Consider the following 25,914-nt stretch of genomic DNA (forward strand, 5'->3'; position numbering starts at 1 on the left):
ACATTCTCCAAAACGGTCATTTGCGAAATGGCGATTTGGTTTAGCAGCTGCATTTTTAATTATACCGAATTCGGTACAATTAAAATCGGGATTGTAGAATATTAGAAGCGAAAATTGTGAAAAGGGAAATCTCGCGAAATAATGCGGCTATATCTAGCGAAAACGCGCTTAAAATGCTTTGAGTGATGCTCGGGAAAAATTACAGTTCGTCCATCAACAAAAAGTCTTTTAGCTTGATGTGCCGGACTGTACTTGTGGAATAGTCAATTTCGTCGTTTGTGATAAGGATCTTTTCGTGGAGATTGTCAAGTTCGGCGAATGCTCCCAATTCGCGGTCGTACGTGCCTTGATCAACGACGGAATAGGCCACTTGTATGAAGTACTTTTTTTGACCTTTTTGTGCGCAGAAGTCAATTTCTTGTTTGCCTGAATAAACGGTTAGAGAATAGCCCATGTAGAGCAATTCGTTGTAGACGACATTCTCCAAATTGTGGGTCAGGTCAAAGCGGTTGTCCATGACGCGGATGGAATTGAATGCTACGTCGGCGTTGTAAATCTTTTCAAAGAAGTTGAGTTCCCGTTTGGCCTTGGTGGAGTATTGCCTTATGGAACTTATGATGTAGGCTTCCTTAAGGTAGGCGAGGTATTTTGTGACCGTGTTAATGGAGCATTCCGAGAATTGCCCCTTGATGTAGTTGTAGATTGCTTTTGCTGAAAAAATCCTTGCGTTGGAAATCAAAACGTAGTTGGCTAGTTTTTTAAACAGTTCCTGTTTCTTGATCTTGTAACGGTTAATGATGTCGTTCAAGACGATTGTCTGGTCAAGATCGTTCAGGTATCGGCGAGTAGCGTCGTCGGAATCAAATTCAAGACGCTTTGGGAAACCGCCATAGACAAGGTAGTCCGGGATGGTGGCCGTTTTCCCCAGTTGATCGCAGTACTCTACGATTTCTTTGTATACGAACGGATTTATTTGAAAAGCAACGTAGCGGCCGCTGAGTTCCTTCGTAAATTCCTTGGACAAAAGCTTGGAATTGGAGCCCGTGATGAAAACGGAGCAGTCCCGTAGGCGAAGTGTTTTGCATGCCTGTGCCCAGTCCCTCACGTTTTGGACTTCGTCAAGAAAAAGGTAGCACAAACCCTTGCGTCTTTTTTTCTCTACGTATTCCAGCAGCGAGTCACAATCGCTGATGGTGTTGGCGACTGCTCGGTCCTCGAAATTGAGGTAGATGATGTTCTTGCTTTTTTTCCCGATTTCTTCCCTGACCTGGTCGAGAACCACCGATTTACCGCACCGACGGATCCCGGTGATGATTTTTACCAGGTCGCTGCTGTAGAATTCTCGTATGGGCGCAATGTATTTTTCACGGAAAATCATAGAAATCCCTCGGGAAAAGAAAGTGAAAACTTTTTAATAAAAATACAAAAGTTTTCAGTTGAAGTGAAAACTTTTTTAAATACGAAGAAAAGTTTTCAGATGGACGTGTTGCAGGTTATGGACGGTCCTCCCTTGGTAAAGGGGAGAAAAGAAGAAAAACCTAATGAACGTCCGGAATTCGCAATCGCTTTGCGATTGCTCAGGGGTTCGGGGGCGTAGCCCCTGAGTGATAAAAAAGAAGCACTGCTTTTGCAGTGCTTCTTTTTTCGGGTGGATGACCGGACTCGAACCGACAACATCCAGAATCACAATCTGGGACTCTAACCAATTGAGCTACATCCACCATGAATGTGTGCCAAATATAAAAAAGCCACCCCGAATTTCAAGGGTGACTCATACTTTTTTTTGAAAAACCTGCTTTTACTGCCTGCAGGGCCAAATTTCAAGGAATTAGGCGTTTTTCATCTTGGACATGATGCGCAGGAAGTTGGAACGCTTGAAGTCGTTACGATGTTCGTCGCAGAAACGGGGGTAGATGTACTGCTTGGGGAAGATGCGGATGGTGAACTTCTCGTTGCAGCCTTCCAGACAGCACTTGAAGGTCAGGTCCATGGATTCCGTGTAGTTGTGGCGGAAGATGATGTTCTTGGACTCGATGTTCTCGATGTCCTTCTTCTGCTTCTGACGCTGCTTGATGTCGCGGTGCAGTTCGCAGTACTTGGCGATCGGATGGCCCCAGAATTCGCGGCCGCAGCCCGGTTCCTGGCAGACTTTCAACTTAATACGCTTCTTTTTCTTGTACTTAGGTAACTGCATAAAGACCTCATTTAAGAAAACAGGCGGGTGCGACCCCTTCCATTTTGTTAAAAGATAGTAAAAAATGAAAAAAAGTCGTACAAATGGCTTCATTACAACGTGTATATAGGGAGACATTTTTTTGATACGAGGTTTTTCATGATTTTTCGAGCTGGTCGAGCGGTCGCAGGGCCCTTTTTCTGGGTGATGTTCTGCACGGTGGGTTGGATGCTGGTGGCGGCCCTGGTACTTTGCCTGTGGGGGTGTTACAACGAGACGGGGGAGGAGGAGGGCTCGCCTGGGCGGGTGACGTTCCTGGACGTGGGGCAGGGGCTGGCGGTGCTGCTGGAGCAGGACGGACTGTTCGCCATGTACGACATGGGGCCTGATTCCGCGGGGGTGCTGGATACCCTGCGGGAGCGTGGCGTTGATACTCTGGAATGGGCGGTTATTGGCCATAATCATCGGGATCACGGAGGTTCAGTATTGGAAATGACCCAAGGAGCGGCGCCTTTTGTCCGCAGATTGTACGTGGGGCCGGATACTGCCGGCGGTTTCGTGAGGGACAGTGTCCTTCGGGTGGCTGACCGCCTGAAGATTCCCGTGGATACCCTCTACCGTGGGGATGAACTTTCCCTAGGGAGCTTGAAGTTGAAGGTGCTCTGGCCTGCAAGTTTTATGCGGGTAGGGGACAACGGGGCGAGTCTCGTCCTGCGGGGAACCGCGGAGGAAGCCTCTTTCCTCCTGACAGGCGATCTGGACTCCGCGGGAGAGCGGGGCCTGCTGGAGCTATCAACCGATGTGATGTCTGATTTGCTGCAGGTAGGGCACCACGGTTCCGCGGGTAGCAGCTCACTGCGGTTCCTCTCCCGGGTGGCGCCTCGTCTGGCGGTCATCAGCGTGGGGTCTCATAACGGGTATGGCCACCCAACAGAAAACGTACTGCGGAAACTGCAGTACGTTCTAGAAGCCCCGACGGACTCCACCCTCGATTCGCCCATCTCACGGACTGATCGGGAAGGAACCGTTTCCTACCAGATCATCCCCGGGGTGGGTATCTTGAAGGAATAAAGGGACCTTAATAATTTACTCCCCGAAGCCGACGCGGGCTTGGAAGTGGCAGCGGGCTTTGAGGGGATTGCCTTTCATGTCCTCGGCATTCATGCCGAAGAAGACGGCGTGATGCTTGCTGTCCTTGAATCGCAGGATGTCCACTTTTTCGTGGAGGGGAACCTGATGGATGTAGTTCAGCTGGATGGAACGGACTCCGCGTTCCTTCATTTCTTCCTTGGTCAGGGCGTCCAGGACCCAGTCCACGTAACGGCAGTGGTTTACGTGATGGTTAATATCGATGTCCGTATTTTTGCCCTGGACCTGATCCACCTTCTTCGGGAAAAATCCGATGGGCAGAATGTCCAGCTTTTCGGGCAGGGCTTCTTCCTTTATGATGGGAATGGGGTAAGGACTTGCGGAGGGCGGGAGCGCCTTTCCGGTTTTAAGATCCACCAGAAGCCAGGAGGAAGTTCCTTCCACCATGATGTTTCCCTGGCCATCTCGAATGATATAGTCTTTGTATATTACTTTGTCCTTATAGTTCTCTTTTGCCCAGGTGGTAACGGTGAGGTTTTCTCCCAGCAGCGGGGCGAAATGATTGAGACGAAGTTTCATGCGGGTAATGGCGCAGCCTACTCCAGCCTTCATCATGTTCCAGAGGCCGTATCCATTGCGTTCGGCGTCGGCGAGAGCCGCTTCTTCGGTGAACTGGAAAAGTCTTGAAAGCTTAAGTCGGCTATATTCGTCGCAGTCGGAAAAACGTACAGAAAATTTAAGTTCTGTGATTTCGTGATTCATCGGGACCTCTCGAAAAAATACTTGCGCTGTAATTTCTATCTTTGGGCTACTCATTGAAACTATATAATTTTTCGGTCTATGGCTAATTCGAATACACGTCCTGAATCCATCCAGTTGCCGGCCCTTAGTTCCTATAACGGCGAAATCCGCGTTCCGGGTTCCAAGAGCATTACCAACCGCGTCTTTTTGATTTCCGCCCTGGCTAAAGGTGTGACCAAGCTGCACAATTTGCTGCGCAGTGACGATACCCGCTATATGGGCGAGGCTCTCAAGGAACTGGGCGTGAATATCCAGATGTCCGAAGACTTTACGGAAGCGGTGGTGGAAGGTAACGGTGGCCCTCTGAACGCTCCGGAAAATGCGGATGGCGACTTTGTGGCGGATTTGTTCTTAGGGAATGCGGGAACTGCCATGCGTTCCCTTTGTGCTGCTTTGACCCTGGGCGAAGGCGAGTTTAACCTGACCGGTATTGACCGCATGAAGGAGCGTCCTATCCGCGATCTGGTGGACGCTTTGAAGACTTTAGGTGCAGACGTATCCTATCCGGAAAAGGATGGTTTCCCCCCGGTTCGTATTAAGGCTCATGGCCTGAAGGGCGGTACCGTCAGTGTTCGTGGAAACATCTCTAGCCAGTACCTGACCGCACTTTTGATTTGTGCTCCTTACGCCGAAAGCGAAATGCATATTCATGTGGAAGGCCAGCTGATTTCTGTGCCTTACATCCTGCTCACTCTGGATGTGATGAAACATTTCGGTATCGAAGTGCGTCGCGAAGGCCTCACTGACTTTTACGTCCCGAAGGGTAATTATGTAAGCCCAGGTGACTATATGGTGGAAAGTGATGCAAGTTCCGCTAGCTATCCTTTGGCTGCCGCTGCCATTACTGGCGGTAAGGTTCGCGTGCTGGGTGTGGGTTCTGACTGCCGTCAGGGTGACATTGCCTTTACCAAGGTTCTTACCGCTATGGGCGCTAAGGTGACCATGGGCCCCGACTGGGTGGAGTGCGTTGGTGCTCCGCTGACGGGTGTGGACATGAACTTGAACGACATTCCGGATGCTGCCATGACGGTTGCGCCTCTGGCACTCTTTGCCAAGGGCAAGACCCGCATTAGTGGAATTGCCAGCTGGAAGGTGAAGGAAACGGACCGCATTACCGCCATCGCCAACGAACTTCGTAAGGTGGGCGCCCAGGTGGTTGCCGGTGACGATTTCATCGAGATCACCCCTCCGGAAAAACCGACGGAAAATGCTTCCATCGCAACATACAACGATCATCGTATGGCCATGTGCTTTAGTCTGGTGGCCTTGGGCGGTGTGCCGGTAACGATTCTGGATCCGGCTTGCGTGAACAAGACGTACCCCAAGTATTTCGAAGACTTCTTGAAGCTTTCTAAGTAATGGTTTAGGGTTGGAGTTTTAGTGACGAAGTTTTTGTCTAGTGTTTTGTTGGTGCTCCTGGTGAGTTTTGGCTTGTCTTTTGGCGGGCCGACTCATTCTGCAGTGCGTTCAAGTGACACTCTGGTCATCTGGGCCATTAACAATGGCGCTGGAGCTCAGGGGAGCTTGAAAAGTTTGATGCGCAATTACCAGAAGGAGACTGGTGTTTCCGTTAACATCGTTATCCTGGAATGGATTGATGCGTTTGAAAAAATCCAGAAGGCTTTGCTGGATACGACAGGCATGGAAGACTCTCCTGATGTGGTTCAGCTGGGGTCTACCTGGGTTCCTTACTTCGCCTCTGTCGGTGGCTTGCGCTCCTTGAATTCCCTGTCTTTCAAGATAGACTTTAGTCGCTTTATGGAGGCTGGCCTAAGAAGTGCTCATCTGGAAGGGGATACGAATTACTACGCCATGCCCTGGTTCATGGACGTTCGCGGCCTTTTTGTGAATGAACGCCTGTGGAAAGAACTGAACGTCAACGAATCCAACGTGGATTCTATTGGCAAGTTCATGGGAACGCTGCGAGCCATTGGAAAGAGCGACTTGAAGAACGTCGCTGGAAAGAAGGTGGCTCCCTTCGCATTCCCGTCCAAAGGGGACTGGTCTGGCGCTCAGCAGATGGCGCCTGTAATCTGGAACTTCGGGGGCGATTTCATCGTTCGTGATAGTGCAGGACTTCGTAGCGGCCTTCTGGATTCCAACTTCCTGAAGGGATTTGCTGTATACGCCGCCATCATGGGGGATGTGGATATGGCTCCCAACAGCCTGCAGGACAACTCTTCCCAAAATACAGATCGCTTTGTTCGTTCCGAACAGCTGATGGTGTACGGCACCTCCGAGCTGATTCGCTTGCTGGAATTTTTCCCGTCGGAAGGAGGCCTTCGTACCACGCCCATCGCAGAAGATGGCATTATGACTATCCCCTTCCCGATTGGTCCTGGTGGTAAGGCCGCTTTCGTGGGCGGTAGCCATCTGGCTCTTTCCAAAAGGGGCGATGCTCTCCGTCACGCCCAGGCGGAAAAACTTCTGGTGTATCTCCTCCGTGCGGATAACATGGATGCTTTCTCCCGCAAGATTGGCTTCCTTCCCGCAGACCAGGGCCTGGTCCGCATTTGGATGAAGGATATGCGCTATACCCAGCTGGTCAATAATCTGGAAAGGGGCAAGACCTTCCTGAACATTCCAGAATGGGGCGCCATCGAAGCTCTGATGAATAATCTTGCAGGTGACGTGGGGCGAGTGAACTTTAAGACCTTGGACGCAAAGAAACGCGCCATGGGAATTGCCAAGTTGCTGGTGGCTGCAGACAAGGCTGTGAACGATATCCTGAAGGCTCCTGTTGATTCCACTAAGAATCAGCCTTCCCTGGAAGAAATCGCAAAGCGTCTTTCGGATTTGCCGGCAGAAATCGAACCTACCAACTTGAACCTTAAGCCGTCTCCGGTATCTCATACTCGAGATCATGAGGTGTTTGTTGTTCGCTGCCTGATTGGTGTTGCCCTCCTGTTTATGTTGTGGAAACTACGTTCCCGCATCAAGAAAATTCGCAGGATTATGAAGCGTAAGAATAAATAGGGTGTTATGAAAAAGTTTTGGATGTGGATTGGCCTGTGTGCTTCGCTGTTTGTTCCTTCTTTTGCGAAGCTGAATGTATCTGATTTTCAAGCAATTGTGGATTCCATGGTTCCGGAGTCCCGCTTTGGACTTTCTGTTCGTTCCGTAAAGACCGGGGAAGAACTGGTCAATATTCGCGGCTACGAAAAGTTCACTCCTGCCAGCACCTTGAAAACCCTAACTACTGCGACGGCCATTCATTACCTGCCCTTGGATTATGAGCCCAAAACCTTTATCACCTTGGATGGTGTGCAGAATGGTAAAGTTTTTAATGGAGTCGTGAATGTTCGCGGTCAGGGTGATCCGAATTTCTCCGGCCGTTTCTATGCCAATCCTTTTCACATGCTCTATGCCATGGCGGATTCTATCAAGGCTCTGGGCATTGATTCCATTAAGGGAAACATCAACCTGGATTCCTCTTACTACAAGGGCCCTTGGAAATCCAATCCGGACAACTGGCGCAAGAATTTTTTTGACGCTTGGTATGGTGCCGAAATTGCCCCGCTCAATTTCAATGACAACTGCGGCTTGCTGAAGATTAAGCCCGGCAAGAAAGTGGGTGATCCCGCTATTGTAACGGTGGAACCGGACATCGGGTATACCGAGGTTCGCAACTTACTGAAGACCGCTCAGAAACCTAAGAAGCGCCGCCGTAAGCTGAAGTGGGAATATGCCCTGGATCCGGAACGTAACATCGTGACGGTAAGCGGTGACTTTGATATTGAAAGTGATTCTGCTCAGGTGGCATTCCCCATCCGTAATCCGGTGCTGTATTTTGATGCCGCCTTCAAGCAGGCCTTGAAGGATCGCGGTCTCACATTTGTTCCTGCTGAAATTCCTGAAGGTGCTGCGGATAGTGCTGCAAAAATGCAGAAGCGTTTCGTCTTCTCTGCCGCTCCGCTGTTGAGCATTCTGGATGAAATCAATCAGAAGAGCCAGAACTATCATGCAGAAACCCTCTTGCGCAATATGGGAGCGGAACTTGCAAATGATGGAAGTGTGGAAGGCGGCAAGACGCTGGAACAGAAATTCCTGGCAGAAGCAGGCATTAGCGGCGAAGACTTTGAGGTGTATGACGGCAGCGGCCTTTCCTTCAGAAACCGCCTGAAGCCCTCATCCGAAACCAAGCTGTTGGCCTTCATGGCAAGACACCCCAAGGGCGAATACTACATCCGTAGTTTTGCAAGCCCGGGTGTGGGCTCTGGCAGCTCCCGCATGAAGGAACTGAAGTATCCCTGGCTCACTCAGTTCAAGACCGGCTTTATTGGCGAAGTCCACGGACTTGCCGGTTACATCCAGACCATGGATGGAGATACCCTGACGGTGGCCATGTACTTGAATGAAACCAACAAGAATCCTGACGTCATCAGTAAGGACGTTCTGGACACTTTGTGGATGCGTCTCATTAATCAGACCAATGACAATTACGGTTCCCTGATGGAAATGAAGTCCATGTGGCAGGAAGCCCGCGGCATTGGTGATTTGCCGGCCCGTCTGGATTTCTTCTCCAGTAAATTGATTGGACGTCCGTATTTGCTTGGTCCTATGGGCGAAAGCTATCTGGGTAATATCGATAGCAAACCTCTGGTGTACATGGATTCTCTGGATTGCGTTACCTACGTGGAACACGCTCTGGCAATGGCTCTTGCTCCAAGCGCTGATTCTATTTTCAGCACCCACCAGAAAATTCGTTATTACGACGGCCAGATTGATTTCAGCTACCGCAAGCATTACCTCATTGCGGACTGGGTCGGCGCAGGTGATTTCGCCCGTGTGGTTGAAATGCCGGGAGATACCACTATTGTTCGTACCATGCAGAAGAACGCTTTCTTCAAGGCGAAGAACCTGAAGTATCTGGTAAATGGCGTTCCCGCAGAAGACCCCAAGGTGGACATCCGCTACTTGCCTTATGACAAGGCCGTGGAGCTCATGAGCAAGCCTTACGAAGGCCCTCTGCTTGTGTTGGGTGTTGCCTTCATTTCCAAGAAATCCATTATCGATGCCTACCACACTGGCTTTGTGGTTTTCATTCCAGGTGAACTTCCCCGAGTCCGTCACGCTTCTTCTTTAAAGAAACGTGTGGTGGAAATGAATATGGTGGATTATCTGAAATCCAGCAAGGGCAAACTTCCTGGAATTTCCCTCTTCGAATTTATTCAGAAATAAGGCCCCCGAGCAAAGCCGAGGGGCTAATCCCCGAAGTCAAAAGCCAGAATGGCTACAAGCTCGTGAGTATTACGGTCATCCCCGACTTGAGTATTGCCGTCATCCCCGACTTGATCGGGGATCTTGCTGTTTAAATCCGCTTCAAAAACGGTCCATGCGTCAGGCATCCAGCCGTATGCATTTGTGGTCAGCTCGTTTCCTATGGCGGTTTCCGCCTTCTCGATTTCTTCCCACTTGATTTTTCCTGCGGGAGCCCGATAGTAGCGTAACATGCCCAAGGCTTCCATCGATTCGGGATGGTCGTCCACCAGCTGGTAGACGCAATCCTTGTAGGATTCACCCTTCAGTCTAATCACTCGATAGAGACGCTTGTGACCTAGAAACTTTGCCAGATCCCCCTGGTGGACATCCACCTTGGAACCCGCCCCAAAGAAGATGGACAGCTCCCGAAAAATTTCGGAAGATTCATCCATTAAGGGAGAAAGTTTCTTGATGATGTCGGCGATATTTTCCATGGGGAGTCCCGTTCTATATGGATAAAAATAATAAAGTCCCGCTAATCAGCGGGACTCTATAATCGTATGAGATGTTATACTGGATTAGTCCTTGTATTCATCTGCTACACAGCGTACCGACATTCGGGTTTTGCGGGTGTAAGTATCGGACTGCAGATAGCGTAGAGTGAGCTTGTCAAAGCGCAGGTCTGCACGAATGGGGGTAAGGTAGTCTCGGCACTTGCCGCCGTCCATATAGTCGTATGTACAGACGAGTTCGTCAGCGACGATGAAAAGAGCAAATGTTCCCTTTTCGGTGCTTTTGTAACTGCCGTCTGTATACTTAATTGTTCCGCCGGAGTATGCGTTGAATCCGTATGCGTTGTTTCCGTTGCCACTGTATTTGCTTGTGTCGTTGGTGGTCGTGTCGATGCTCGTGACTACGTCTCTCCAACTGGATTGAGCCTTAAGGCCTGTTCCTGCGGTGGTGTCTGTAGCATTGGTGCCGATTACAAAATCATTTAGCATGTCCCAGTCCTTGAGGGAAGGAATATGCCAACCATCGGGGCAGATGCCCTGATGCGGTTCCTTGATCTTGTCCCCAACAACGGAATCAGCGTAATCGGCAGGGAAGTCCATGGCTGCAGTCCAGCTGTAGTAGGCGCCAAGAGCATCGCAGTTGGTGTCGTCGTTCTTGCCGTAGCAAGAAACTTCGCCCTTCAAGTTGGGATGTGCGACTGAGTCTGTGTAGTTCAGGTTTTGCGCCATCCACATCTGTTTGCCAATGCCGACTGTTGCGTATACTTGTTCGCCAATCTTCAACTCGCCTTTTTTCAGGTTGTCATAGTCGAATGTCCAACCGTTTTCTCCGTCACAGATATAGTTGGAGTACCCGAACGTTGTCGTCTCGCCGGCTTTGCTTTCGTCACATTCGTTGCTGTTTAGAACTTCTTCCACTTCTGTGACCACACGCCAAACGAGTTTACCCTTGGAATCGACGGTACAGGTATACTTGTCTTCGGTGGAACTAGCTTGAATAGAACCCCTGGTATCGTTGTTGCAAAGCCCATCTATGATAACATTATCCTGACAACTTTGCGTCTTAGGATCGTATTCATCTTCACCGCACAGATAGACCTTTTTGTTTACCAGCGTTGTATCGTGGACGTTGACCAAGGTTGTGTCATGAACGTTTACCTGGGTTGTATCGTGGATGATGGTCGTGTCACGGATGGTCTCGGGAATTTCATAGTTGGAAAGGTAAGTCCACTTGCCTTTTCTGCATCGGTATGCGGCCATCTCGTCCCTCACGATATAAAGGGAGCCTGACTCCTCTTCATCGCAGGTGGGAAGATCGGCATAACTGTCCACGATGGGATCTAAATCTTCGCTTTCTTCAGAGCTGGAGCTGTCGCTACTACATGCAGAGAGTGCTGCCATCATAGCCGCCGTCAGAGGCGCAATGATTTTTAAATCAAGAAATTTCATGAAAAACTCCTTCGCTAGAACTTTTAACCTATAAAAACTAAATTAAAATGTTGCTTTAGAATGCCTCATGATTATTTCATTTTGGAATATATTCCTTACTTCTCGTAAATCTCGAAAGGATAGCTGACGCCAAAACGCTCCCGGATGGAATCCATCAACTCCATCATTTCCATTGTCTTGCTGTGCGGCATCTCGGGACATTCTTGTACACGAATGTCATCCTGAGCAAGCGAAGCGCGTCGAAGGATCTGGCTTTCCAAGGCCCTCTTACAAGCCAGTACCTCATACTCATAGCAGTTGCAAATCCTTTCCGGCTTCACGGATTCCACCAGCAGGCCTGCGGTATCGTAAACCTGCAACTCTTCCAAGTCGTTCAAGTTTATGACCCGAATGTATCCTGCTGTACCGTAGATAATCCCTTCGTTATGCCAGGGGTTTGCAATGGACGTCTTGAGATAAGCCTTCTTGCCGTTTTTGTAAGTGATGTTGATCCAGTCGGTTGCATCCACCCCAGTTTCCGTCTTGATGCAGCGAGCATCCAGACTGGCGATCGGCGCACCGATGAATAAATCCGCGAAGGTCAAGCTGTAAATACCCAAGTCCAGCAGGGCTCCACCAGCCAACTCGGGATTTACCAAGCGGTCAACGTGAGTGAGCGGCTGTGAAAAATCTGCTTCCACGCTTTGTACTTCGCCAATGCGACCTTCCTTAATCCAACCGCGAACTACGTCAACTGCCGGCAGGAAACGGGTCCACATGGCTTCGCACAAAAATACTCCCTTGTCGTGAGCCATGGCAATGACTTCCGTAGCCTGCTTCACGTTGGCGCAAAAAGCTTTTTCTACAAGAACATTGCGACCCGCGGCAATGCAAAGTTTGGCATGTTCATAATGATGGGAATGAGGGGTTGCGATATAGATTAAATCCACATCCGAGTCGGCTGCCAAATCGCTGTAACTTCCGTAGGCCTTTGGGACGTCATATTGTTCAGCGAAAGCCTGGGCTTTTTTCAAATCTCTAGCGGCAACAGCGTGCAGCTCCACTCCCATGCCCTTGTTTTCCAGAACCTTAATAGCTTCAGCCATCTTACCGGCAATATAGCCGCATCCGAGAATGCCCAATTTCATGTTTTTCATGCCTTTAATATAAATCGTAGGTATGTAAACGCCCGTATTTTTTTATGAATCCTGTTTACCGATGTACCCGTTGATTTACCCTAGCTTTTTCCTTGAAAATGTTGTATATTAATGGCGGCTTAAAAACGGTGACTTCATTATGGTGTCTCTAAAGAAAAAAGCATTCTCAGTTCTGGTAGTGGTCTTCGGGCTGCTGGCGGGTCTGGGTCTTTTTGTATCCGGGCAGGATAGCTTTTCTAGAGATGTGCCTACGGAAATCCAGGCCCCGCAGGAACAGTCCTTTTATGCGGAAGCGCCTTCTTCTCCGTCTGCATTTATTGAAGCTCGTATTTTTGGTGGGCCTCAAGGTCGTGACGTTCCTCCGACGCTTTCCTTCTGGAGTGGATTCCGCAGCGGACGTAGCCAGCTCTCTCTTGCGGTACGCGGTATCGCCCCGACACGATCCTTCGATCTCCCCAAGGATTATTACGTCTATACTCTAGAACGCATACTCTGTTAGCCGTTCTTTCTCTTACAGCATGAAATATCCCGCGATATATGTCATCGCGGTTTCCGCGCGTGTGCGCATCACCTTAACAAAGAGAAAGAAAAATGAGTCTCATCAACAATATGGAAATGGCAAAGGCCCTGTTCGCAAAATCCTGCATCGCAGTCAAGAAATCCTTCTTTGGCCTCAAGGAAAAAGTCCTGTACAAAAACACGAATTCCCCCGTGGTAGGTTGCGATCTAGAGTTTAGTCCTACCGATGGAGAAAAGCTGGAAAAACTATTGTCCAGACCTTTGGAACACATGTCCAATATGGAATTGACGGTGGTCTCCCAGGATTTGGGAATGCTCCATCCCGCAGAAAATGGTATGTACGATTTGACCCTCTGTTACTCTCAGGATCACCAGTTCGCCGCCCTGCAGCTCACCAAATATCTAGGCTTTGAGTACCGCCCCGTCAGCGAGCTCCATTTCGTTGAAGGCGACTGTGCCCAAACCCTGCTGCAACACTTAGCAGTGTAATCTAGCACATGAACCCCGTCCAATACATCGTTGGGCGGGGTGATTTTTTGTGCAGACTTTAAGTAATCGCAAAAAATTAGACGAATTTATAGTACTGCAAAAATTTTTTCGAAGTTAAATCACTTGTATTTCTGCTGTCAAAATAAACGAATCCATTGCTTTCATAAAAATTTTTTAGAAAAGGATTGTCTTCGCATTCTAAAAATTCGATTACTCCGCCGACTTCGTATTGGAGCTGCTTGATTGTATTTATTGACCAGAGTAGCAATTCATTCCCTTCAATTCTGTTTTCTTTTGGAAGATTGTAATTTTTTCCAAGTTGCGCGATTAGAAAGGCACTTGCTGTATATGTGTTTGACAAATCGTCAAATTTTGCAATACGTTCAATTTTCTTCTTGGAAGTTCCTGACATCGTTTCTGCATGAAATACAATTGGTTTCATTGCCAATGAGAAGTATCCCACAATTTCAGCATTAGAATTGCATACCAAATGTGTTCCAGACATTTTTCGCCGTGAAAAGTCAATGGCATTAAAATGCAAAAAATGTTCCACGTCAGAATTTTGTGGACAACCGAAAGTGTTTATTAGTTTCTGAAGATCGGATGAGCGTTCTTCACTATTTTCAATAAATCTCGCTATTGAGATTACTGAATAGTCATTTTGCATTGCTTTTTATCCTTGCTGCAAAAGCAAGGATGTCATCCTGTTCGGTCAAAATGCGCCCGTTCAATGGTTGTAAAGGCTGTCCAGCAAATTTTTCTGCAGCATCCAAGGAATCCACAAAGCGTTTAACGCTTTCGGGATTATCAATCACAAAGTTGTGAGTAATGCTAGAGGTTGCCATAATATCTCCCTGACTTTTACATTAGTGCCCTACGTTGAGCGCCAGGGGCCGGACTCCCCATAGGGTTTTCTGTTGCAAAGCAACGACGTCAAGCAGAGAGTTTAACTTGCCCCTCGTAAGGGGATTTCTCTATCTATAGAAAATATATAATCTGAGGAATATAAAAGCAAGGGATGAGTATGTCGGTTGTTCTTTTTTGCAAACAGTAGTTAACAAAATTTTTGGGATGTTTTTCATCACGATTTATCACATCATACTTGCTTTATGATGTGATAAATTGTATATTGTGATGTGATAAAGAAGTGGTAAATGATGTGATAAGTGGAGGGGATTATGAATTTTGATGAAATTGCTGCAGGGGAGTCTAGAACACTGGAATTTAAAGCGGTGCTTCCGCAGGATTCCAGAAAATGGCTAAAGACTATCGTTGCCTTTGCTAATGGTGCTGGCGGAAAGCTTGTGGTTGGCGTGGACGATCAAAGGCGTGTTTTGGGCATTTCTGATGATATCGATGTTTTTGAATTCAAGGATAAGATTGTGGATGTGGTGGCAACATCCTGTGAACCCATGATTTTTCCCAATGTCTATGCGAAATCTCTGGAAGGCAAAACGATTGTCGTAATACAGGTTTATCCTGGTCATGGAACGCCTTATCACATCAAAAGCGATGGGTTGGAACGAGGTACGTTTGTGCGCATGGGGGCGACCAGTCGTGAAGCGGATGAAGCCATCCTAGATGAGCTTCGTTTCCGCGGAAAGAATATTCACTATGACGAATTCCCTCGTCCAGATATTCCTGTGAAAAAGTCTGATTTATCTGAGTTGTGTCGTGACTTTTCGGAACGTGCGGAACGCCGCATCCAGAAGAAAGATCTTGTGAACTTTAAGGTTCTGCGAGAATTTGAAAGTGGTTTACAAGCAACAAACGCCTACGCCATTCTTGTTGGAAAACATGATTTTTCGTCACGAATACAATGTGCCCGATTTAAGGGAAATGACAGAACCGTCTTTATTGACAAGAAGGATTTTGAAGGTCCGTTGTGCAAGCAAATTGATGGCGCGTTTCAGTTTGTGCTAGAACACATCAACATGGGGTTAGATATTCAAGGAGTGACTCATAAGAAGGTGTATGAACTCCCTACGGTTGCTTTACGTGAATTGATTGTTAATGCGGTTGTTCATCGTAATTACCAGTTGCCATCAGCAGTGCAGGTTGCTGTATACGATAATCGTGTTGAAATTACTTCGCCGGGAATGCTTTATGGCTCCTTGACGGTCAGTGATGCTGTTAATGGTGTGACCGCTACCCGCAACAGGGTGTTGGCAAGAACCTTGGAAAAGATTGGCGTTGTTGAAGGCTGGGGCTCGGGACTAAAACGTGTTCAAACTTTGTGTACGGAAGCTGGTGTTGACTTTCCTGAGATTCTTGAATTGGGCAATGTACTTCGATTCAATTTTTATCGCGTCAAAAAGAATAAAAAACGTGATGTGATAAATTGTTCGATAGATTTGAATGGGAGAACTTCTAGTGGTGCCGCTGCATACGTAAAAAATACCGCAAGTGGCTTGCGTGATGTTGTGGCGGGTTATGACACAACCTCTCTGACGGTTCGGGAAGTTTCACTATTACATTGCTTGTCTCAGCAAAAAAACTGGACAAAAAGCAGCTTGTCTCAAGTGTTGAATTGTTCTACCGCTTCTGTAGATCGTGCAATAGCATCGTTAACCAAGAAGAATCTGATTGCTCGCGATGGTGCCAACAAGAACGGCACTTGGGTTATCGTGAAGTGAACTATCCTAATGAAAAAAAACACCCGCCCGGCATAAACCGGACGGGTTGTTTTGTTAAGGAGATCCCGGAACAAGTCCGGGATGACATTAGGAGTGTCGGGATGACATCCTAATGATTACTTCTGATTCTTCTTGAACCAGTTGATGAGCTGGTTGGTAGAGGAATCGTGCTTGAGTTCGGTGTCTGCCTTCAGTTCCGGGAGGATCTTCATGGCGAGCTGCTTACCCAGTTCAACACCCCACTGGTCGTAGCTGTTGATGTTCCAGATAACGCCCTGAGTGAAGATCTTGTGTTCGTACATGGCAATGAGAGCGCCCAGACGTTCCGGAGAAACGTAGTCCATCATGATGGAGTTGGTGGGCTTGTTGCCTTCGAACACCTTGTGGGGAGCGAGGAAAGCGATTTCTTCTTCAGACTTGCCAGCCTTGCGGAGTTCTTCTGCAGCCTGGTCGAGGGTCTTGCCGTTCATGAGAGCTTCGGGCTGAGCGAAGAAGTTGGAGAGCAACTTCTGGTGATGATCGCCAACAGGATTGTGGCTGTTTGCCGGAGCGATGAAGTCGCAAGGAATCATCTTGGTGCCCTGGTGGATCAGCTGGTAGAAGGCATGCTGGCCGTTGGTACCCGGTTCGCCCCAAAGGATCGGGCCGGTCTGGTAGTTCACGCGCTTGGAGTCGCGGTCAACTGTCTTACCGTTGGATTCCATGTCAGCCTGCTGGAAGTATGCAGCCAGGCGATGGAGGTACTGGTCGTAGGGGAGCATTGCGTAGCTGGATGCGCCGAAGAAGTTGTTGTACCAAACGCCGATCAAAGCGAGGATAGCCGGCAGGTTCTTTTCGACCGGAGCAGTCTTGAAGTGCTGATCCATTTCGTAAGCACCCTGGTGGAGCTTCATGTAGTTGTCGAAGCCGATACGCAGAGCGATGGACAGACCGATTGCAGACCACAGAGAGTAGCGGCCGCCAACCCAGTTCCAGAATTCGAACATGTTAGCCGGGTCGATACCGAAAGCAGACACTGCTTCGGTGTTGGTGGAAAGAGCAACGAAGTGCTTGGCGATGGACTTTTCGTCACCATTGAAAGCCTTGAGCACAGCTTCCTTAGCGGTCTGTGCGTTGGTCATGGTTTCGAGAGTGGTGAAAGTCTTGGAAGCGACGATGAAGAGGGTTTCTTCCAGATTGACCTTCTTCAGGGTTTCTGCCATGTGAGTGCCGTCGATGTTAGAAACGAAGAACACTTCCGGAGAAGTTTCGCCTGCAGCCGGCTTTTCAGCATAGGGGCGCAGAGCTTCGGTAACCATCACCGGACCCAGGTCGGAACCGCCGATACCGATGTTCACAACATACTTGATGGACTTGCCAGTGAAGCCCTTCCAGGAACCGGAACGGACCAGCTTGGTGAAGTCTTCCATGTGCTTGAGAACTGCGCGAACTTCCGGCATAACGTCCTTGCCGTCGACGCAAATCTGATCGTTACCCTTGTAGCGGAGTGCGGTATGGAGAACTGCACGCTTTTCGGTGGTGTTGATCTTTTCGCCACCGAAGTACTTAGCGCGGATTTCTTCGAAATTGGCAGACTTCAGGAGGTCCTGGAGCTTAGCCATGGTTTCGTCAGTGATGATGTTCTTGGAGTAGTCCAGGAAGATGCCGCAGGCTTCAGCGCTGAACTTAGCAGCACGAGTCGGGTCCTTGGCGAAGAGTTCCTTCATGTGCCAAGTCTTTGCAACTTCGGAGTGGGCTTCAAGAGCCTTCCATTCCTGAGAATCAGTCAGTTTAGACATAGTTTATCCTTTCCGCTAAGCGGGTGTTTAAATACGGGTGGAAATATAGAAAAGTTATATGGTTCGACGGGCTCACCAACCTTCTGGAAGCTTGCCGAGGGGCCGCTTCGGAGTTACTTTGCGACCTTATTACGATATTCTTACATGGAATAAAATTGAGGGGAATAAAGTACGGACGAATATTCCAAGTGCAAATAGACGTGGACAATGCGTCCATGAAACCTATATCACACTGTGGTTTTTCTCACACTGGATTAGGTACTTTAAGGACATAGGGATTGGGAAACCTATAAACTTGTTTTGGTGAAAAGGAAAAGGTAAAATTATGGAACAGCGTTACAAAGCTCAGACTCGTACGATCTCTAAGCAGTACGGTCCCAAGGTCGAAGCGATCCTCAGTGGCTTGCTGCTGGTTGCAACCAGCGCTGCTCTGCTGATTGCTAATCTCGTTTAATTCTCAATTTTGCCACTCACATTTTTATCCCATACAGAAAAGGCTCCGGCTTTCGCCGGGACCTTTTGTGGTTTATCAAGGAATTTCTACTTGCGCTTCTTCATATGATCCTTATGGAAGGCGCGGAACTTTTCACGCTGTTCCTTGGTCAGGATCTTGTTCAATTCGTTGATGGAATTGATGCGGTGGTCCAGCAGAGCCTTGTCTGCTTCAAGGACCTTTGCCTTTGCTGCTTCGATAGCCTTTGCGTCTTCGGAATCAAGAGCTTCGCCTAGAGCCTTTTCTGCTTCGTGCTTGTTCTTGCGAAGTTCCTTCATGGTTTCTTCGACAGTGATACGATTTTTATCCAGGGTGGCCTTCTGGTCTGCGGTAATCTGCAGCAAGGAATCCATCATTTCGGGGGCGGGACCCTTACCGAATTCACCTTCGGGGCCGTGACCCTTGAAATCACCGTGGTGTCCTTTGGGGCCCTTGCCGTCAAAGCCCGGAGGCGGAGGAGGCATCTTGCCATCGAAATTAGGAGGAACCTGGCCGTTGAATCCCGGGGGCGGGGGAGGCATCATGCCTTCCATGGCCATGGGGCCCTTGGGGCAGGGCTTAACACATACGGATCCAACGAAGAATCCGATGGCGGCTGCAAACACGATCAGGCTTGCGATAAAGAGCTTTACAGAACCTTTCATTATTTGGACTCCTTATAGAAATAGCTGAGGGTTACGTTTTCATCCAGTGTGTCGAAATCATCGCTCTGGTGATTGCCCAGGTTGCTGTACCAGCTGGCCACTTCAGTGGAAGTCACCTTGTTGACAGAGATTTCGTCGGATGCGTTAGAGAATGCTGTCATGAGGACGCTAAGACCCACCAGGGCAACGCTTGCTGCCAGAGGGATGGCGCTCAAAAGACGAAAGGGAATGATGTTGCTGCGCTTGGATTCCTTTTTGGATTTCATGCACAGGGATTCCGCGTCCAGACGGGCGCAGACTTTTTCCCAGGAATCGGCTCTAGGGGTAAGTCGTTCCAGACCAGAAAAATCAAGCTTGTTTTGCATGGCTGATACGCTCCTTAATAAAGTCCTTGATATAGTGGCGGGCCCTGCTGAGCCTTGCCTTGATGGTTCCTTCGGGCGTCTTATAGATTTCCGAAAGGTCTTTAATGTCTAGGTCCTCGCTGTCCTTGAGCCAGAGCATGCTGCGGGTTTCCGCGGGGAGCTGGCTTAACCCCATTTCGAGAAGTTCCGGGTCAAAATGTTCTGCCTCATTCTGGACCTTGTCTCGGTCGGTGTCGCCAGTTTTACCCAGGGCATCTTCGATAATGATATCGATATGTTCTTCCTCCAGCTCGCCGTGGCGCTTGGTTGCCCGCAGCTTCATGAGGCAGGCATTTACGGTAAGCTTGAACAGCCAGGTACCTAGGGTGGAATTTCCCTGGAAACTCTGGATTGCCTTGGGAACCTGAACGAAAACATCCATCAGAATATCTTCTGCCTGGTCGCGATCCTTCATGAAACGGAACGCAAGGTTCAGCACGTTTGCGCTATGATCCTGCCAGAGCAGGGCCAGTGCCTCGCGGCTGCCACCTTTAAGTTTTCGGATGATTGTGGATTCGGCCATACTGAAACTCATTATACCCATTAGATGTACGCAAAAAACAATCGGTTGCAATCAAATGTAAAAGTTTTGCTACCTTTAAAATGTGGACGAATTTGTCGTTTTAACTCTTCCTGCCGAATTTGAACCTAGGGATTGCCATTCTTGGGTATCTCGTTGTGTGCGGATACTTAAAAAATCGGACCTGGAATTGGATGGGTCTGGATATTTGACCCTGAATCTGGAAGGGAAGGCCTTTTTTGCTGCTGTAGCCTCGGAAGCGGAGCGTCAGGGCAAAAAATTGCGCCTGAGCCATTTTTCCCCTGAAATTCGTGAAGAATTGGCGAAAATTCGCAAAATTGACATCCCGAAATCAGAAGTTAAGGAATCTGCAGGGACGTTGGAACTGATCGGCGGGGCCGGTTTTGCGGTCTGCGGAACCATGAAGACCCTCTTCTACCTGCTCAGTGAGTGTATTTACTGGACCTTTATTGGCAGGTTCGACAAGCATCGACTTCCCTTTGGTGGCGTTTCCAAGCATTTGTTGCGCCTGGGTAGCGAAGCCGCCGGCATTGTTTTCTTGCTGGTTTTCCTGATTGGTTTTACCCTGTCCCTCCAGAGTGCAACCCAGCTGAATACCTTCGGTGCGGGTGAATATCTCTCTGTGGGCGTTGGTTTTTTGATGTTTGCAGAGCTTGGTCCCATGCTGACCTCTATCATTCTGGCGGGCCGCTCCGGCAGCTCCATTACTGCAGAAATTGCCAGCATGAACGTGGCGGAAGAAATCAAGGCCTTGCGCACCATGGGAATTAACCCTATCCAGTATTTGATTGTGCCTCGTTTCAAGGCCATGACCATTGCGGTTCCCCTGCTCTCCTTTGTGGCAAGTATTATTGGTTGCGTTGCAGGTTTTCTGGTGGCTTTCTGGTTCTGTGAAATTTCTCCCCGCAATTATTGGGAAGGCCTGCGCACCAGCATGCCTCTGATTCTTCTTTTCAAGAGTGTCATCAAGTCCATGGTCTTTGGCTGGATCGTGACCCTCATTGCCTGCCATCGCGGCTTTAAGGCCAGCGGCGGTGCGGATGCCGTAGGTAAGGCTACCACGGTTTGTGTCGTTTATTCCATTGCCGGCATTATTCTTGCCGACGCCTTGTTCTCCTTTGTGTTCTACTAGAGGTTGTATGACTGAGATTTTGAAAGTGGAACATTTGAAGGCGGGCTATGGAAACCGCGTAATCCTGAAGGACGTAAGCTTCGGGGTGAATGCCGGTGAAATCCGCGTCATTCTGGGCGGTTCCGGTTGCGGTAAGTCCACGCTATTGAATAACATCCTCCAGCTGGAAAAACCCCTGGGCGGAAGTATTTCCTTCTTCGGCCAGGAATATCCTGCCACGGTGCCCATTCCCGATGAAGTCCGTAAGCGTACGGGCGTTCTGTTCCAGGGGGGCGCCTTGTTGACAAGCCTGACGGTGGCGGAAAATGTGGCTCTCCCGTTGCAGAGGCACAAGCCCGGAATGCCTAAGAAGATGATGGACGAAATCATTGCGGATCGACTGGAAAAGGTCCACATGATGCATGCCTTTAACAAGTATCCCTCGGAACTTTCCGGCGGTATGAAAAAGCGTGCGGCCCTCGCCCGCGCATTGGCTCTGGAACCGGAACTGTTGTTCTGCGACGAACCGTCTGCGGGTCTGGACCCCATTACCGCCCGCTCCCTGGATGAACTGCTTTTGACTTTGCGAGATGACTTGAAGATTTCTGTGGTCATCGTGACTCATGAGCTAGAGAGTATTAAGACCATCTGCGACAAGTTCGTCTTCTTGAAGGAAGGAGAAGTTCTTCTGGATGGTACCCTAAAGCAGGGGCTGGAATCGGATATTCCCGAGATAAGAACTTTCTTTGACCGCAAGTGCCCTGACGAAGCCGCTGGCGCTCGCTACTATGATTTTGATTTTGTGGATTAAAAGGCTGGAGTATTATGGAAACTACAAGAGCTGAACGAATAAGACTGGGATTGTTCCTGCTATTGTGTATAGTGGGTATTCTCGGTTTTGCGGGCTACCTCATTGGGGAGAAGGTCCGCCAACAGAAGATTGCCTACTTTGCCATTTTCTCTGAATCTGTGCAAGGTCTGTCCCTAGATGCACGCGTCATGCTGAACGGTATTGATGTGGGTCGCGTCACCAAGACTCAGATTGATCCCATGAACCTGAATAAGGTGGTGGTGTGGTTTGAAGTCAATCCCGAGACTCCCGTCAAGGCCGGTACTACGGTGCAGATGACTAGCGGAATTTCATTAACGGGTAACCGCTACCTGATTCTTTCTGGTGGTGAAGCTATGGAAGCGAACCTTCCCGATGGCTCCCAGATTCGAGTGGGCAAGAACCGCATTAACGAAATTACTGGCCAGGCAGAAAGCATGCTGGAACGTGTAGAAATTCTGGTGAACAACCTGAATACTATTCTTTCTTCGGAAAATGCAAGCAAGATCAGCCGCACACTTTCCAATCTGGAGAACGCTTCTGCTGGTGGTAAAAAGCTGATGGAGCATACCAATACCCTCGTGGTGAACAGCAACACTTTGGTTAGCAACAGCAACCGCATGGTGGAAAACGGCAGCCAGCTGATTGGCGATGGTCGTGCCTTCGTGAAGTCTCTGGATGCTCCGATCCACAATCTGGATTCCATCACCCAGGCTTTCAAGACGGTTTCTGCAGAAATGAAGGAAGCCCACCTGGCGGAAGAACTGAAGAAGACTTTGGATGAATTCCAGACGAAGCTCGCCGCTCTGGATACCAAGCAGATGAACGATGACCTGGTAAAGACGTTGCATTCCGTTCAGGATATGTCCAAACGTATCGACCTGTTCCTTTACAAGAACCAGAACTCCTTCTCTGAAGGGGTAAGCCAGATGAACGAAATTCTGGATAACATCAACGAATTTAGCCAGAAGATCAAGAATAATCCGTCTAGCCTCATTCGCGGTAGCGGTGAATCCGGGAGGGACTAAAAATGAAGTTTAAGAAACTCTTTATTGCATGTGCCATTGCGGCTATCGCCATTTCTTTGACGGGATGTTTCGGCTCCCAGAAGCCGATGCGCTACTATACGGTAGTACTGCCCGCTGGTAAGGCTGTTGCGGATAAGCCTGTTCCTGCCCGTATCCTGGTGAAGAAGGCTTCCATCGATCCCGCTTATCGCCGTAATAACATCGTCTATCGTGAATCTGCCTACGATTTCATGTTCTACAATTATTCCTCCTGGGCAACCCGTCCGGAATACCTGATGGAACAGGCCGTAAGCCTTCGCTTGGAACAGTCTGGACTTTTCCAGTTTGTAGAAAGCGTCCCTACGGCTAAGCCCGACTATGAACTTTCCATGCACGTAATTGCCGTGGAAGAAATCGACGGGGACAACGGCCGCGAAGCTCATCTGGCTATGAACATGTCCTTCAAGAAGACGGATAGCGATGGCGACCTCTGGAGCAGGCGTTTCGATTCCAAGAAGTCTTATGACGGTGATGACATGCGAGAATTCGCTACCGCCATTTCCAAATTGCTGGAACAGTATACCGAGACCGCACTTCAGGAAATCCAACAGGCTTTGAATAGCGCCACTGAAAGCGCACAATAGCTATATTGCCTCCGCAATGTTCAAGATCTTGCTAGGAAAGTTAAAGGAATCCTTTGAATCAGTGTTACCTGTAACGCTGATTGTCATGCTGGTATCCTTTACGCCCCTAGTCAGCTTGACTCCCAAGGAATTGCTGGTCTTTGGCGTAAGCGCCATTTTCCTGGTTATTGGCATTGGACTTTTTAACCTGGGTGCGGACCTGGCCATGACTCCCATGGGAGAACATGTTGGATCCGGTCTTGCAAAATCCAAGCGCTTGATTCTTTTGGTGTCCATTTGCTTTATCATGGGCGTACTCATTACCATTGCGGAGCCGGACTTGTCCGTTTTGGCCGAACAGGTGAAAAACGCAGTGACACCTGCCATGCTGATTGGAACCATTGGTGTGGGCGTTGGTCTGTTCCTGCTCTTTGCCATTCTCAAGGTGGTGTTCCGTTACGATTTGTCCGCCATGATTACCTTCTTCTACATGACCCTCTTTATGCTGGGTATGTTGATGGTCTCCATGGGCAAGGATATTTTTGTTCCGCTGGCATTTGATAGTGGTGGCGTTACCACCGGTCCCATTACGGTGCCTTTCATCATGGCTTTGGGCGTGGGTGTGGCTGGTGCCATTGGCGGTAAGAATTCCAACGAAAATAGCTTCGGCCTCATTGCCCTTTGCTCTATTGGACCTATTATCGCCTTGATGGGCTTGATCCTTTTTTCCAAGGGTGACCTGTCTTACGAACTGAGCGAAAGCGCCTATTCCATTGATGCGAGCCTGGGCAAGAATTTCATGCCTACCATTCTTGCGGTGGCGAAGGAAGTGATTGTGGCCCTGAGCCTTATTGTGGTTTTCTTTACCATCTTGCAGGTGACGGTGCTGAAACTTTCCAAGTCCAAGCTGGTCCAGATTGGTTTTGGTATTGCCTACACATTTATAGGTCTTGTGATTTTCCTGACCGCTGTGACGGTGGGCTTTATGCCCATTGGCTTTGAACTGGGCCAGCAGCTGGCTCAACTGCCTAAGGCTCTTGTGATTGCAGGCTTTGTCATTGGCATGGTGGTGGTGCTTGCAGAACCTGCTGTACACGTTTTGAACAAGCAGGTCGAAGAAATTACAGACGGTCTTGTGACCAAGCGCTCCATGTTAATCGCCTTGTCCGTTGGTGTGGGCATTTCCATTGGGCTTTCCATGATTCGAATCCAGATGGGATTCCCCATTATCTATTACCTGATTCCGGGTTACTTTATTTCTTTGGCCCTGTCCCTGTTTGTGCCTAAACTTTATACGGCCATTGCCTTTGACTCCGGTGGCGTGGCAAGCGGTCCCTTGACCTCCAGCTTTATCTTGCCTCTTGCCATTGGTGCTTGCGCCAGTATTCACGGTGGAGGGGATTCAGTCTTGAATTATGCTTTTGGCATTGTGGCCATGGTGGCCATGACTCCGCTGATCACCATTCAGGTATTGGGCTTTAAGGCTGTTGTTTCCAGAATGGTTCGTAACCGTCTCATGATGCGCCGCATTCAGGATGCGGATGACGAACAGATCATCGATTTTGTGTAGGTAGGAAATGGCTGATTTTGGGAAAAGATTTGCTAGCGTAAGGCGAGGACACGTTGTCCCCGATGGACATTCCGCCGTTTCCATGAACCGACTTAAGGTCCTGATTACGGTGGTGACCCGCGCCAAGGCGGATTTCTATATGGACCACATTCAAAGCTTTGGCGTCAATATGCAGATGGTGATTTACGGTAAGGGCACTGCCCCTCGTGAAATTGCCTCCGCTATGGGCCTCACGGAATCGGACCGTGCGGCAATTTTCAGCATTATCGGTGAAGATAAACTGAAGGCTGCTCTTGAAAGCTTGGAAGAAAAATTCAATACCATCGTGGGCGGAAAAGGCATTGCCTATACCATTCCCATGGCAAGTGTTATTGGCAAGTCCATCTTTAATTTTTTAAGTGACAACCGCGATGCGGTTCGGAGAAATGAAAAATGAACGGATTCAATCACGAAGTAATTTTCTGCATTGTGAACGCTGGTTTTTCTGAAGCTGTCATGGACGCCGCCAAGGAAGCAGGCGCCCGCGGTGGCACCATCCTGAATGCTCGTGGTACCGCCAATAAGGAAGCGGAATCCCTTTTCCAGATTGCAATCCAGCCGGAAAAGGAAATCGTCATGATTCTGGTGGATGTGAAAATTAAGGATGCCGTGCTCCATGCTCTCTACCAGAAGGCTGGTCTCGACACTATGGGCCAGGGCATTGCATTCTCTCTTCCCGTGGATAACGTGGTGGGTCTCACCCCTTGGACTCAGGAAGCCATTGCCGCCGCTAAGGCCGCCGCTGCTGAAAAGGCTGCAGCCGAAAAGAGCGATAAGGAAGACGCCTCCATTGCGGCTCGATTGACTCAGAAGATGGCTTCTATTGTTCGCTCTGATAAGTCCGATAAGAAAGAAGACGCATAAACATT

Annotated in this window: 27 protein-coding genes and 1 tRNA gene; 15 read left to right on the plus strand and 13 right to left on the minus strand. The window is 49.0% G+C overall.

The annotated features are described in order from the left end of the window. Positions 1–199: 199 nt before the first annotated feature. From BUB59_RS08560 to BUB59_RS08570, 3 genes are all read right to left on the minus strand, one after another. Positions 200–1,378: an ATP-binding protein gene (locus tag BUB59_RS08560; RefSeq protein WP_073228558.1), complete on the minus strand. Its 1,179-nt coding sequence runs from the start codon at positions 1,376–1,378 to the stop codon at positions 200–202. A 269-nt stretch (positions 1,379–1,647) separates the two neighbouring features. Next, positions 1,648–1,721: transfer RNA gene (locus BUB59_RS08565), tRNA-His, on the minus strand. A 107-nt stretch (positions 1,722–1,828) separates the two neighbouring features. After that, positions 1,829–2,194, minus strand: coding sequence for a hypothetical protein (locus BUB59_RS08570; protein WP_073228561.1), 366 nt, complete (start codon positions 2,192–2,194; stop codon positions 1,829–1,831). A gap of 207 nt (positions 2,195–2,401) precedes the next feature. Between BUB59_RS08570 and BUB59_RS08575 the strand changes: the two genes are divergently transcribed. Then, on the plus strand, positions 2,402–3,244 hold the full coding sequence (locus tag BUB59_RS08575) for a ComEC/Rec2 family competence protein (protein WP_255370640.1): 843 nt from the start codon (positions 2,402–2,404) through the stop codon (positions 3,242–3,244). A gap of 15 nt (positions 3,245–3,259) precedes the next feature. Here BUB59_RS08575 and BUB59_RS08580 read toward each other — a convergent pair whose 3' ends face one another. Continuing rightward, positions 3,260–4,024, minus strand: coding sequence for an acyl-[acyl-carrier-protein] thioesterase (locus BUB59_RS08580; RefSeq protein WP_073228564.1), 765 nt, complete (start codon positions 4,022–4,024; stop codon positions 3,260–3,262). Positions 4,025–4,102: 78 nt separating this feature from the next. Here BUB59_RS08580 and aroA point away from each other — a divergent pair, with 78 nt between their 5' ends. From aroA to dacB, 3 genes are read left to right on the plus strand one after another with little or no spacing between them, the layout of a single operon-like run. Then, entirely contained in the window at positions 4,103–5,422 is a 1,320-nt protein-coding gene (gene aroA / locus BUB59_RS08585; RefSeq protein ID WP_073228567.1) for a 3-phosphoshikimate 1-carboxyvinyltransferase, read from the plus strand. 21 nt (positions 5,423–5,443) lie between these two features. Continuing rightward, positions 5,444–7,039 carry an extracellular solute-binding protein gene (locus BUB59_RS08590; RefSeq protein ID WP_143160298.1) on the plus strand — a complete coding sequence of 532 codons (1,596 nt, stop codon included), beginning with the start codon at positions 5,444–5,446 and terminating at the stop codon, positions 7,037–7,039. 6 nt (positions 7,040–7,045) lie between these two features. Continuing rightward, complete coding sequence (dacB, locus tag BUB59_RS08595; RefSeq protein WP_073228573.1) at positions 7,046–9,244, plus strand: D-alanyl-D-alanine carboxypeptidase/D-alanyl-D-alanine endopeptidase; 2,199 nt, start codon at positions 7,046–7,048, stop codon at positions 9,242–9,244. 23 nt (positions 9,245–9,267) lie between these two features. On the opposite strand, the gene BUB59_RS08600 is transcribed toward dacB, so the two are convergent. The 3 genes from BUB59_RS08600 to BUB59_RS08610 form a co-directional block, all read right to left on the minus strand. Next, positions 9,268–9,759 (minus strand): hypothetical protein, encoded by a 492-nt coding sequence (locus BUB59_RS08600; RefSeq protein ID WP_073228576.1) that lies wholly within the window; start codon positions 9,757–9,759, stop codon positions 9,268–9,270. An 84-nt stretch (positions 9,760–9,843) separates the two neighbouring features. Next, positions 9,844–11,226: an FISUMP domain-containing protein gene (locus BUB59_RS08605; protein WP_073228579.1), complete on the minus strand. Its 1,383-nt coding sequence runs from the start codon at positions 11,224–11,226 to the stop codon at positions 9,844–9,846. Positions 11,227–11,321: 95 nt separating this feature from the next. After that, the gene (locus BUB59_RS08610) at positions 11,322–12,362 is read right to left on the minus strand and encodes a Gfo/Idh/MocA family protein (RefSeq protein WP_073228582.1); all 1,041 of its coding nucleotides are present in this window, start codon (positions 12,360–12,362) and stop codon (positions 11,322–11,324) included. A 139-nt stretch (positions 12,363–12,501) separates the two neighbouring features. Here BUB59_RS08610 and BUB59_RS08615 point away from each other — a divergent pair, with 139 nt between their 5' ends. Both BUB59_RS08615 and BUB59_RS08620 read left to right on the plus strand, forming a co-directional pair. After that, on the plus strand, positions 12,502–12,861 hold the full coding sequence (locus BUB59_RS08615) for a hypothetical protein (protein ID WP_073228584.1): 360 nt from the start codon (positions 12,502–12,504) through the stop codon (positions 12,859–12,861). A gap of 92 nt (positions 12,862–12,953) precedes the next feature. Further along, a complete protein-coding gene (locus BUB59_RS08620; protein ID WP_073228587.1) occupies positions 12,954–13,370 on the plus strand; it encodes a hypothetical protein in 417 nt (138 codons plus the stop codon). Between the two features lie 76 nt (positions 13,371–13,446). Here BUB59_RS08620 and BUB59_RS08625 read toward each other — a convergent pair whose 3' ends face one another. Further along, positions 13,447–14,037 carry a hypothetical protein gene (locus BUB59_RS08625; protein WP_073228590.1) on the minus strand — a complete coding sequence of 197 codons (591 nt, stop codon included), beginning with the start codon at positions 14,035–14,037 and terminating at the stop codon, positions 13,447–13,449. Continuing rightward, positions 14,027–14,215 (minus strand): hypothetical protein, encoded by a 189-nt coding sequence (locus BUB59_RS08630; protein WP_073228593.1) that lies wholly within the window; start codon positions 14,213–14,215, stop codon positions 14,027–14,029. The genes BUB59_RS08625 and BUB59_RS08630 overlap by 11 nt, the downstream gene beginning before the upstream one ends. Before the next feature lie 333 nt (positions 14,216–14,548). Between BUB59_RS08630 and BUB59_RS08635 the strand changes: the two genes are divergently transcribed. Then, positions 14,549–16,006 carry an RNA-binding domain-containing protein gene (locus BUB59_RS08635; RefSeq protein ID WP_073228596.1) on the plus strand — a complete coding sequence of 486 codons (1,458 nt, stop codon included), beginning with the start codon at positions 14,549–14,551 and terminating at the stop codon, positions 16,004–16,006. Between the two features lie 116 nt (positions 16,007–16,122). Here BUB59_RS08635 and pgi read toward each other — a convergent pair whose 3' ends face one another. After that, positions 16,123–17,784 carry a glucose-6-phosphate isomerase gene (pgi, locus tag BUB59_RS08640; protein WP_073228599.1) on the minus strand — a complete coding sequence of 554 codons (1,662 nt, stop codon included), beginning with the start codon at positions 17,782–17,784 and terminating at the stop codon, positions 16,123–16,125. 325 nt (positions 17,785–18,109) lie between these two features. On the opposite strand from pgi, the gene BUB59_RS15710 reads away from it, so the two are divergent. Next, on the plus strand, positions 18,110–18,238 hold the full coding sequence (locus BUB59_RS15710; protein ID WP_255370639.1) for a hypothetical protein: 129 nt from the start codon (positions 18,110–18,112) through the stop codon (positions 18,236–18,238). A gap of 86 nt (positions 18,239–18,324) precedes the next feature. Here BUB59_RS15710 and BUB59_RS08645 read toward each other — a convergent pair whose 3' ends face one another. From BUB59_RS08645 to BUB59_RS08655, 3 genes are read right to left on the minus strand one after another with little or no spacing between them, the layout of a single operon-like run. Beyond that, positions 18,325–18,921: a Spy/CpxP family protein refolding chaperone gene (locus BUB59_RS08645; RefSeq protein ID WP_073228602.1), complete on the minus strand. Its 597-nt coding sequence runs from the start codon at positions 18,919–18,921 to the stop codon at positions 18,325–18,327. Next, positions 18,921–19,286, minus strand: a complete 366-nt coding sequence (locus BUB59_RS08650) for a hypothetical protein (protein WP_073228606.1) — start codon at positions 19,284–19,286, stop codon at positions 18,921–18,923. The genes BUB59_RS08645 and BUB59_RS08650 overlap by 1 nt, the downstream gene beginning before the upstream one ends. Further along, entirely contained in the window at positions 19,270–19,848 is a 579-nt protein-coding gene (locus BUB59_RS08655) for an RNA polymerase sigma factor (protein ID WP_073228609.1), read from the minus strand. The genes BUB59_RS08650 and BUB59_RS08655 overlap by 17 nt, the downstream gene beginning before the upstream one ends. Before the next feature lie 157 nt (positions 19,849–20,005). Between BUB59_RS08655 and BUB59_RS08660 the strand changes: the two genes are divergently transcribed. The 7 genes from BUB59_RS08660 to BUB59_RS08690 are packed head-to-tail and all read left to right on the plus strand — an operon-like array spanning position 20,006 to position 25,909. Continuing rightward, positions 20,006–20,998: an MlaE family ABC transporter permease gene (locus tag BUB59_RS08660; protein WP_143160299.1), complete on the plus strand. Its 993-nt coding sequence runs from the start codon at positions 20,006–20,008 to the stop codon at positions 20,996–20,998. Between the two features lie 7 nt (positions 20,999–21,005). Further along, positions 21,006–21,788: an ABC transporter ATP-binding protein gene (locus BUB59_RS08665; RefSeq protein WP_073228612.1), complete on the plus strand. Its 783-nt coding sequence runs from the start codon at positions 21,006–21,008 to the stop codon at positions 21,786–21,788. 14 nt (positions 21,789–21,802) lie between these two features. Then, positions 21,803–22,834, plus strand: coding sequence for an MlaD family protein (locus tag BUB59_RS08670; RefSeq protein WP_083540249.1), 1,032 nt, complete (start codon positions 21,803–21,805; stop codon positions 22,832–22,834). Positions 22,835–22,836: 2 nt separating this feature from the next. Continuing rightward, entirely contained in the window at positions 22,837–23,457 is a 621-nt protein-coding gene (locus tag BUB59_RS08675) for an ABC-type transport auxiliary lipoprotein family protein (protein WP_073228619.1), read from the plus strand. 16 nt (positions 23,458–23,473) lie between these two features. Further along, positions 23,474–25,006 carry a DUF1538 domain-containing protein gene (locus BUB59_RS08680; RefSeq protein ID WP_073228622.1) on the plus strand — a complete coding sequence of 511 codons (1,533 nt, stop codon included), beginning with the start codon at positions 23,474–23,476 and terminating at the stop codon, positions 25,004–25,006. 7 nt (positions 25,007–25,013) lie between these two features. Continuing rightward, a complete protein-coding gene (locus BUB59_RS08685; RefSeq protein WP_143160300.1) occupies positions 25,014–25,442 on the plus strand; it encodes a hypothetical protein in 429 nt (142 codons plus the stop codon). Further along, positions 25,439–25,909 (plus strand): P-II family nitrogen regulator, encoded by a 471-nt coding sequence (locus tag BUB59_RS08690; RefSeq protein WP_200778820.1) that lies wholly within the window; start codon positions 25,439–25,441, stop codon positions 25,907–25,909. Before BUB59_RS08685 ends, BUB59_RS08690 begins: the two co-directional genes overlap by 4 nt. The last annotated feature ends 5 nt before the right edge of the window (positions 25,910–25,914 follow it).

Origin of the sequence: Fibrobacter sp. UWEL (genome assembly GCF_900142535.1) — a bacterium.
Lineage (GTDB): Bacteria > Fibrobacterota > Fibrobacteria > Fibrobacterales > Fibrobacteraceae > Fibrobacter.

Coding starts and splice junctions, on each gene's coding strand:
- BUB59_RS08560 (WP_073228558.1), bottom strand. CDS start 1,378: ATGATTTTCCGTGAAAAATACATTGCGCCCATACGAGAATTCTACAGC.
- BUB59_RS08570 (WP_073228561.1), bottom strand. CDS start 2,194: ATGCAGTTACCTAAGTACAAGAAAAAGAAGCGTATTAAGTTGAAAGTC.
- BUB59_RS08575 (WP_255370640.1), top strand. CDS start 2,402: ATGCTGGTGGCGGCCCTGGTACTTTGCCTGTGGGGGTGTTACAACGAG.
- BUB59_RS08580 (WP_073228564.1), bottom strand. CDS start 4,024: ATGAATCACGAAATCACAGAACTTAAATTTTCTGTACGTTTTTCCGAC.
- aroA (WP_073228567.1), top strand. CDS start 4,103: ATGGCTAATTCGAATACACGTCCTGAATCCATCCAGTTGCCGGCCCTT.
- dacB (WP_073228573.1), top strand. CDS start 7,046: ATGAAAAAGTTTTGGATGTGGATTGGCCTGTGTGCTTCGCTGTTTGTT.
- BUB59_RS08600 (WP_073228576.1), bottom strand. CDS start 9,759: ATGGAAAATATCGCCGACATCATCAAGAAACTTTCTCCCTTAATGGAT.
- BUB59_RS08605 (WP_073228579.1), bottom strand. CDS start 11,226: ATGAAATTTCTTGATTTAAAAATCATTGCGCCTCTGACGGCGGCTATG.
- BUB59_RS08610 (WP_073228582.1), bottom strand. CDS start 12,362: ATGAAAAACATGAAATTGGGCATTCTCGGATGCGGCTATATTGCCGGT.
- BUB59_RS08615 (WP_073228584.1), top strand. CDS start 12,502: ATGGTGTCTCTAAAGAAAAAAGCATTCTCAGTTCTGGTAGTGGTCTTC.
- BUB59_RS08620 (WP_073228587.1), top strand. CDS start 12,954: ATGAGTCTCATCAACAATATGGAAATGGCAAAGGCCCTGTTCGCAAAA.
- BUB59_RS08625 (WP_073228590.1), bottom strand. CDS start 14,037: ATGCAAAATGACTATTCAGTAATCTCAATAGCGAGATTTATTGAAAAT.
- BUB59_RS08630 (WP_073228593.1), bottom strand. CDS start 14,215: ATGGCAACCTCTAGCATTACTCACAACTTTGTGATTGATAATCCCGAA.
- BUB59_RS08635 (WP_073228596.1), top strand. CDS start 14,549: ATGAATTTTGATGAAATTGCTGCAGGGGAGTCTAGAACACTGGAATTT.
- pgi (WP_073228599.1), bottom strand. CDS start 17,784: ATGTCTAAACTGACTGATTCTCAGGAATGGAAGGCTCTTGAAGCCCAC.
- BUB59_RS15710 (WP_255370639.1), top strand. CDS start 18,110: ATGGAACAGCGTTACAAAGCTCAGACTCGTACGATCTCTAAGCAGTAC.
- BUB59_RS08645 (WP_073228602.1), bottom strand. CDS start 18,921: ATGAAAGGTTCTGTAAAGCTCTTTATCGCAAGCCTGATCGTGTTTGCA.
- BUB59_RS08650 (WP_073228606.1), bottom strand. CDS start 19,286: ATGCAAAACAAGCTTGATTTTTCTGGTCTGGAACGACTTACCCCTAGA.
- BUB59_RS08655 (WP_073228609.1), bottom strand. CDS start 19,848: ATGGCCGAATCCACAATCATCCGAAAACTTAAAGGTGGCAGCCGCGAG.
- BUB59_RS08665 (WP_073228612.1), top strand. CDS start 21,006: ATGACTGAGATTTTGAAAGTGGAACATTTGAAGGCGGGCTATGGAAAC.
- BUB59_RS08670 (WP_083540249.1), top strand. CDS start 21,803: ATGGAAACTACAAGAGCTGAACGAATAAGACTGGGATTGTTCCTGCTA.
- BUB59_RS08675 (WP_073228619.1), top strand. CDS start 22,837: ATGAAGTTTAAGAAACTCTTTATTGCATGTGCCATTGCGGCTATCGCC.
- BUB59_RS08680 (WP_073228622.1), top strand. CDS start 23,474: ATGTTCAAGATCTTGCTAGGAAAGTTAAAGGAATCCTTTGAATCAGTG.
- BUB59_RS08685 (WP_143160300.1), top strand. CDS start 25,014: ATGGCTGATTTTGGGAAAAGATTTGCTAGCGTAAGGCGAGGACACGTT.
- BUB59_RS08690 (WP_200778820.1), top strand. CDS start 25,439: ATGAACGGATTCAATCACGAAGTAATTTTCTGCATTGTGAACGCTGGT.